At 38.9% G+C, this 7,914-nt stretch carries 6 protein-coding genes; 3 read left to right on the top strand and 3 right to left on the bottom strand.

Going from position 1 to position 7,914, the window contains the following annotated elements; genetic code table 11:
* The coding region (locus H1P_RS23730; protein WP_186376106.1) for a BCCT family transporter at positions 1 to 832 on the top strand (832 nt) is incomplete at its 5' end.
* 171 nt (positions 833 to 1,003) lie between these two features.
* Complete coding sequence (gene solA, locus H1P_RS23725) at positions 1,004 to 2,149, top strand: N-methyl-L-tryptophan oxidase (protein WP_144872004.1); 1,146 nt, start codon at positions 1,004 to 1,006, stop codon at positions 2,147 to 2,149.
* 43 nt (positions 2,150 to 2,192) lie between these two features.
* Here solA and H1P_RS23720 read toward each other — a convergent pair whose 3' ends face one another.
* The 3 genes from H1P_RS23720 to H1P_RS23710 all read right to left on the bottom strand — a co-directional run bounded on the left by H1P_RS23720 (position 2,193) and on the right by H1P_RS23710 (position 6,615).
* Entirely contained in the window at positions 2,193 to 3,221 is a 1,029-nt protein-coding gene (locus H1P_RS23720; RefSeq protein ID WP_144872003.1) for an ABC transporter permease, read from the bottom strand.
* 157 nt (positions 3,222 to 3,378) lie between these two features.
* The gene (locus H1P_RS23715) at positions 3,379 to 3,891 is read right to left on the bottom strand and encodes a tetratricopeptide repeat protein (protein ID WP_144872001.1); all 513 of its coding nucleotides are present in this window, start codon (positions 3,889 to 3,891) and stop codon (positions 3,379 to 3,381) included.
* Between the two features lie 417 nt (positions 3,892 to 4,308).
* Complete coding sequence (locus H1P_RS23710) at positions 4,309 to 6,615, bottom strand: GumC family protein (RefSeq protein ID WP_144871999.1); 2,307 nt, start codon at positions 6,613 to 6,615, stop codon at positions 4,309 to 4,311.
* 441 nt (positions 6,616 to 7,056) lie between these two features.
* Between H1P_RS23710 and H1P_RS23705 the strand changes: the two genes are divergently transcribed.
* A partial coding sequence (locus tag H1P_RS23705) for a sirohydrochlorin chelatase (protein WP_144871997.1) occupies positions 7,057 to 7,914 on the top strand: 858 nt, incomplete at its 3' end.

Raw genomic sequence — 7,914 nt, 5'->3', positions numbered from 1 at the left:
GGCTACTGCTTCGGTAGTATCGGGTTTAGATGGTGGCGTGCGCCGTTTGAGCGAACTGAATATGGGTTTGGCTGCTTTGTTTATGGTATTTGTATTACTAGCAGGGCCAACACTATTTATTCTCGGTTCGTTTGTGCAAACCCTGGGTTACTATTTGGCTATGCTACCCACACTCAGTTTTTGGACAGAGACTTTTGAAGGAACAGACTGGCAGAATGGTTGGACTGTCTTTTACTGGGGTTGGTGGGTATCTTGGTCGCCCTTTGTTGGTATTTTTATTGCTCGTATTTCTAAAGGTAGAACTATTCGGGAGTTCGTCTTAGGGGTATTGCTGTTACCTTCGATGCTTACTTTTTTATGGATGTCTACTTTTGGTGGTACAGCACTGTCTTTGGAACTAGGTGAACAAGGAGGATTAATTGCCCAGGCGGTTGAAGATAATGTAGCAACTGCCCTATTTGTCATGTTGCAGCAACTACCTTTAACTTTCATTACCTCTTTAATTGGCATAACTTTAGTAACAGTGTTTTTTGTCACCTCTTCCGATTCTGGCTCATTGGTAGTAGACAATCTAACTTCTGGAGGAAAACTCGATTCTCCCACCCCTCAGAGAGTTTTTTGGGCAGTAACTGAGGGTGTAGTAGCAGCAGCCTTACTTTTAGGCGGTGGTTTACAGGCTCTACAAACTGCTTCTATTACTACAGGTTTGCCTTTTGCTCTGGTGTTATTAGTGATGTGCTTTAGTCTCTATCGCGGTTTAAATGAAGAAATAGCAATGCTAGAAGCCGAAAAACTCAGAGCAACTGAGACGGAAAAAAGTCTCGTTCCTTAGTCAAGCACCAGCAGAAAAAAACTAAAAACTGGTAGGGGCAAAAATATTATTTTGATACTTAAGCTTGCTACAATCTTCATGAATATTTGGGATCAAAAAAGCACTGAAACTTCATAGCCAATAACTTTGGCTTTTTTAAATTCACATAACTAACGTAAATTATTAATCTCAATGGCACAACAGTTTGACGCTATTGTTCTGGGTGCAGGAGGAATGGGCAGTGCTGCTGCCTACTATCTCGCTAAATCGGGACAAAAAGTTTTATTACTAGAGCAGTTTGAACTCAACCATCAAAAAGGAAGTTCTTATGGCGTTTCACGGGTAATTCGCTACACTTACGATAATCCGATCTATATCGATTTAATGCGTGCTGCTTATCCTTTATGGTTTGCCCTAGAAGAAGCAGCAAAAGAGCAACTCTATGTAAAAACGGGAGGATTAGATTTTGGCTTTCCCAGTCAAGAATCATTTCAAACCCTAAAACAAAGCATGGATGAGGCGAAATTAGATTATGAATATCTAGAAGCAGATGAAGTTAGTCAACGCTTTCCTCAATTTCATTTAGATGATGGCATGGCAGCTTTCTTTCAGGCAGAAGCAGGCTTACTAAGAGCTTCTCGCTGCGTATTAGCTCATACTCGTTTAGCTGAAAAGCTCGGTGCAACAATTAGAGATCGCACCCCAGTCACTAAGATTATTCCCTATACCAGTAGTGTAGAAGTACAAACCAAAACGGAAACATATCTAGCAGAGAGATTGGTAATTACCGCAGGTAGTTGGTCAAAAGCCTTACTAGCCAAACAAGGCATCAATCTTCCACTAAAAATTATGCCCTGTCAGTTGGGATTTTATCAACCAAAAGAACCAGCAGCTTTTAAGCCCGAAAGTTTCCCTGTATTTTTCGCTCACATGAACGGCGATTACGGTGAAATGCCCTATGGTATTCCCCACGAAGATGAGAGCATTGGTGTAAAAGTAACTACTTTTTACGGTTGGCAAACGGTAGATCGTCCTAGTGAAGTAGACTATACTCCCAGCGAAGAATGGGTAGAGCGCATCCGTAACTTTTCCCGTCAATATATACCTGGTGCAGCGGGTGAGACAATTTCTACTCGTCGCTGTCTTTATACTCTCACGCCTGACAAACATTTTGTAGTCGATCGCCATCCCCATTATTCTCATATCGTCTTAGGAGCAGGCTTTTCGGGACACGGTTTTAAGTTTTCTACTCTGATAGGAAAAATGCTGACTGAATTGGCTTTGGAGGGAAAAACCCAACACGACACTAGCTTATTTAAGTTATCTCGTTTTCAGTAATGTAATAGCAATATGTTTTATGGTGCGTAATTCGGCGAAAATGCTATTTCAAATCTTCTAACTTAATCCGAGGATCGACAGCTTTCAGTAATAAATCAGCTAGTAGATTACCAACGATTAACATAGTTGCTCCCATCATCAAACTTCCCATCACCAAATATAAATCTTGCGCTCTGACCGCTTCTAAGATTAAACGTCCTAAACCAGGCCAATTAAAGAAAAATTCTGCAATAAATGAACCACCTAAAAGACTGGCAAATTCAAAACCAATAAGAGTGATTAACGGGTTAATTGCATTTCGCAAAGCGTGAACATACAAAACTCGATTTTCTGGCAAACCTTTAGCACGAGCGGTTTGAATATAGTCTTGACGCAATACATCCAGTAATTGTCCCCTGGTGAGCCGTTGCAAACCTGCAAAGCTAGTAATACTCAAAGCAACAGTGGGTAAAATCATGTGCCAACCAATATCAAGTATTTTCCCCAGCAAAGAAAAATCTGCATGGTTGATACTGGTCATTCCCCCTATGGGAAATAAAGGAGTCGTAATTTGAGCGATAAATAGTAACAACAAAGCTGTAATAAAGCTGGGAAAACCCTGTCCTAAATAACTGAGAACTCGTAATAATCGATCTACAATAGTATTTTGCTGGACTGCACTAATAATACCCAAAGGAATAGCGATCGCCCAAGTGATGACAGTAGAAGCGATCGCTAATAATAAGGTTGCAGGTATTCTTTCGGCTAACAAATCTGTTACAGAACGAGAATAAATAAAGCTTCTACCAAAGTCTAATCTGGTTACTACCCCGATCAACCATCGCCAATACTGCACTATAGGAGGTTGGTCTAAGCCAAACTGTTGCTGTAATTGTGCCAAATATTCAGCAGAAATTTGCGGGTTATTTTTGAGAGTATCAAGATAATCTCCTGGTGCTATTTGAATAATGGCAAAACACAACATTGAAGCTAAAAGGAGAGTTAAACTAGCCTGTAAAAGCCTTTTAACAACGTATAAAGTGGTTTCATTCCTAAAAATATTGGTAAAAGAATTATCTTGATGAGCAATCATTTTAAGAAAGGATGAGGGATGAGGGATGAGGGATAAGGAATGAGGGGGTAAGGAATGAGGAATGAAGAGCTACTTGGAGTTTGAGCTTACTTTAGGGTAATTTTAGTCCCTAAATTCCTTGCCAATTCCAGATATTTGATAGTCACTAATAACTAATTTAACTTAACCAAATTAAACCACCAATGGTTAAAACAGCCAGTATTAGAGCAAACCAAATAAATTGATTATCTTCTGTATTTACTTGAGATAGATCGATAGGTGGTAATTCTTCGTCTTTTTTATTTTGGGTTTTTTTTCTTTTGGTAGTTATATACTGAGCTTTATTTTGTTCGCCACTGCTGAGATCGGGAATCTCGCTCATCCATTCTGGAGGGCGTTGTAATTCTGGTGCTTGAATAATATAAAGCACATCTTTGGCTTTTTGTCGTATTAATAAATTAGGATGGCTGGTTAATTCTTGGCATAAAGCGATCGCTTCTTGTTTTTTACCCGCAGCTTGGTAAGCAGTGGCTAACAACATCTGAACCTCCGCGCCTAATTTGGTGGAAAACCCAACTAATTCTCTGGCAGATTCTAAATTTGCTATGCTTGCCCGATATTTGCCATTTTCTAAGGCTTTTTTACCGATTTGATAAAATTCTCGGAATTTTTCTTGATTCTTTTGACTCACTGGTTTGAAGAAAAAAGGAAGAAGACAATACTTTTTGAAAACACCTTCGATTCAATATAAAAACTTAGTAAAAGGAATGTCAACAAAGGAAAGAAGAACAAGGATAAGTGTTGAAGAGGCTTGCACCTCCACCAAACTTCTATTTGTGAGGAGTCGACCTCGTCACATCCGACATATGCCCTAAAGGATTCCTTTAGAGCGAGCATCTGGGGAGACCCCCTCGACTTTTGCGCTCTGTCAGTCACGGACTTCGCTTGAAACATCTAGGAGAAGGTAAAAGGTGTGCCAAAACGAAGATTTTTTCTTGTTCTTCTTTTTTTACTCTTTTTCCCTTTGAGGACTAAGGACGCAGTTGGAATAAATTCGATCCAGTTAATTCTTTTCCTTTGTAAGCCTGCTTTTGGAGGAAAAGTTGCGTTAGAGATCATCTATTTTGTTAGAAAAACTGGACATTTCCAATTTTTGATTGCTACTGTGGTTGTTGTTATTGCCATTGTTATTACCGTTGCTATTACCGTTGTCATTCTCATTAGCCGGTTTTTGATTGAAGTATCGTTTGCCATACTTGCTAGAGTAAGAATACTGCTCAAATTCTTTGCTCTTGACCCCATTAATGACCATACCCAAGATATTAGGATCGATGGAAGTGAGAGCTTCTTGAGCTAAATCGGCACTTTCGTTTTCTACTACCCCCAAGCGACTGACAAATAAAATACCGTCAACCATTTTACTTAGAGTTAGGACATCTGCGGTTACAGGTAAAGGAGGCGCGTCAATGAGTACCAAATCATAGGTTTTTCTTCCCCGAGCAATTAATTCGCCCATTTCTGGAGAATCCAAGAGTGCTAAGGGATTAGAAACTCTGCTAGTAGAAAATAAGATGTCTAGTTTTGGCATTGGACGATGAACAGCGTTAGCTAAAGGCTTGCGATCGCGAATTAAATCTTGCAAACCGACAGTTTTAGGTGCTTTCCAGAGAGTATTTTGAGTAGGTTTTCTTAAGTCTCCATCAATTAATAATACATAGCGACCTAATTGAGCGATCGCAGCAGCTAAATTAGCCGTAATCGTCGATTTTCCTTCTCCTGGAACAGAACTTGTGACCAAAATCACTTTGGGAGCTCTTTGAGAATTCATAAATTTGAGATTTGCCTGGAGCATTCGGTATAGTTCGCTCACATAAGAATCTGGCTCTTCTTTGACTAACACACCTTGTTCTTTGACATCATCCATTTGAGGAATGACACCCAAAACTTTGTAAGGTAGTTTCTTTTTCAGTTCAGGAATGCTTTTAACCGTACGATCTTGCCATTCTAGAGCGATCGCTGTTAGGTTAGAGAGAAATAATCCCGATAAAAAACCGAGTAAAATTAGTGCCATCCGACCAGAACTTCCTGTTTCTGGGGCTATTGCTTCTTCAATAATATCTACGTTTCCTGTTTGCTGATTTTCGGCTAATCGTGCTTGTTGTAAACTTTCTAATAAAGCAGTATAGGTTTTATTGGCTGTGTCAGCCTTACGCATTAATTCTTGCTCTTTCTTTTCTAATCTGGGTAATTCGTCCGCTCGTTTCAGATATTCTTGTTGTGATTGGGAAACACTACTAAGCTGCTGTTGCAAACTCAGTTCTTCAATTTTGAGATTAATAAAGTTTTCCAGAATTGTCTCTTTATTGTTATCTCCAGCATTTAATAATCCATCGGAAACTTCAACCCCTATACCGACAGTTTCCGCAATTGATTGTTCTAGCTGCTGTCGCAAATTAGCTTTTTTTTCTTGCAAGCTAACAATGCTGGGATGATTATCTTTAAATCTTTGTCTCTCTTTTGCGATGGCTGCTTCAGTATCAGAAAGTTCTGTCAAAGTACTTTTAACAGCAGGAGTATTACCTAATTGATTAGCTGCTATTGCCTGTTGCAAGTTTAAACCCAACTGGCTTTGCATGGCTTTGGTTTGGGCTTGTTTTCCTTGATAAGACGCACCCAAAGTAGCTATTTGACGGTTGATTGCTCCCGCATCTTGCACTATGGTTCTTTTCTCTTCTTGGAGATCGATAATACTGTTTTCTGTCCGAAACTGTTCCAACTCAGATTCTGCTGTTTCCACCTTTACTTCTATTTCTGGTAACTGACGATTAATAAACTCTTTGGCATTAGCTGGTTCTGCTTGGTTATTGCGAATTTGTTCTCGCACATAAATCGTCATCAGAGTGTTCACAATTTCTGCTGCAATCTCTGGTCGATCGGCGTTATAACCCACTTCAATGACATCACTACCACCTACTAATTCCACTGTCAGATTTTGGGCAAAATTCTTTGGTTTTAAAGGTTCTCCTTCTCCATCAGTTAATTCTAATTGATCGATAGTCTCTTGTAAGACAGGAGAAGCAGTGATTTTTTCAATTTCGTTTTTCAGCGGAGTTTCATTAACACCGATACTATCTAGAGAAGAGATGTCTTCGCCAATTCCCGTTAAAGAGGCTGCGGTATTCTGTCTGAACAGTAGTTTTCCTGCTGCTTGATAACTATTTTGTAAAAATAAGCTTAAGAATACCGAACCCCCCAAAGTAGCTAAAAATACCAGAATTGCTGGCTTCCAGCGTCGCTTAAGTTTCAGTAAATACTGTCCTAAATCTAAGTCTAAATTTTCTCGCGATTTAGGAAGGTTATAATAGTTAGATTCTAGCTCTTTTGGGGGATAATAGTTAAAGCCATTGTTAGTCATAAGAATATAGAATTAAGTGGGATTTACGAGTAAACGATCGGTTTTATTAGGTAATTTTAAGTATTTTTTCTGTATTTACTTTTCAGTATAGTTTACAGAGCGAAAGGTTGTCGTATTTCCAGAATTAATCTCATTTTCAAGATCGATGTCAATTACCTTTCAAAAATTATTTTGTGATTGATTTTAACTAATTTACGCCTTATGTGAAGTTAAAACGCTCTTTATCCTGTAAAGTTTTCCCAGTTTTCCTAGAATGGTAACTTAGAAATCATTAAAGAAATTATAAGGGTTTTAAAGCTTAATCCACATTAAAGGTAATTTTGCTGATTATATCCCCAATAATATCATTTACTACAGAGATAAAGATGTACGTAGTTTTACGATTTGAATATAATCTTTTAAAATACTTAATCAAAGCATTCCTCTCACCGAAATAGAAGATTGAATAACAACTCTGCTCGTCTGTTTGTTTTTCATGGTAGTCGCAATCAGCAATACTCTCTCGCTATTTCTCAGCTAGCCAATCTAGTGAAAGAGCAACTCGCCCGACACTTACTTATTAGCCCTGACCAACGGTCACAGCAGGCTTCGGAGGGGCTGTCTCTTGAATGCGATTCAAGAGTTTATAAGCCCCGTTCGTTAGAAGGCGGAGTCCCGTCAAGCGGGATCGAGATAATCTGTGACTGGAAACAGGAAAAAACCCTTTACACCGAAAATCTGAAGAGATTTAAACATTCGCAAGTAGCCCAGTTAAAAACTAAAACTACAGCGACAACAAGATATCAGAGTTTACTTCCGTTAGTAGAAGTTGCGGTTTTAGAATTTGCTGATGTTCCTTTATCCCAGAGTATTATTAATTTTGCGCAAAAAGCGATCGCATATCACTATCAAAAAGTAGAAATTATTCCTGTATTTTTGTCTGCGGGAGTTCATGTAAGAGAAGATATTCCCTTAGAAATTGCCCAAGCAAAGCAAAAGCTGGGTGATACGATCGTCAGTCTTGAATTATTGGATTATGTGGGAAATTATCCTCAATTAACAGCCCTAATTACTCAAAAGTTTACTCAAATAGCTGCTCAGGGAAGAATTTTGTTGGCCCATGGTAGCCGTTTATCCCAAGGAAATGTTGCCAGTGAACAGCTCGCAAAAAAAGTTAATGCTATAAATACCTATTGGACAGTACAACCCGATCTCACCTCAGCAGTACAATTGTTAGTGAAACAAAACATATCATCCATTGCTATCGTGCCTTATTTCCTATTTTCAGGTAGAATTACAGAAGCGATCGCCTTTCAGGTG

Origin of the sequence: Hyella patelloides LEGE 07179, from assembly GCF_900659865.1 — a bacterium.
Taxonomy (GTDB): Bacteria; Cyanobacteriota; Cyanobacteriia; order Cyanobacteriales; family Xenococcaceae; genus Hyella; species Hyella patelloides.
Note: the sequence above shows the minus strand (reverse complement) of the source record. Positions and strands in the feature narration are given on the sequence as shown.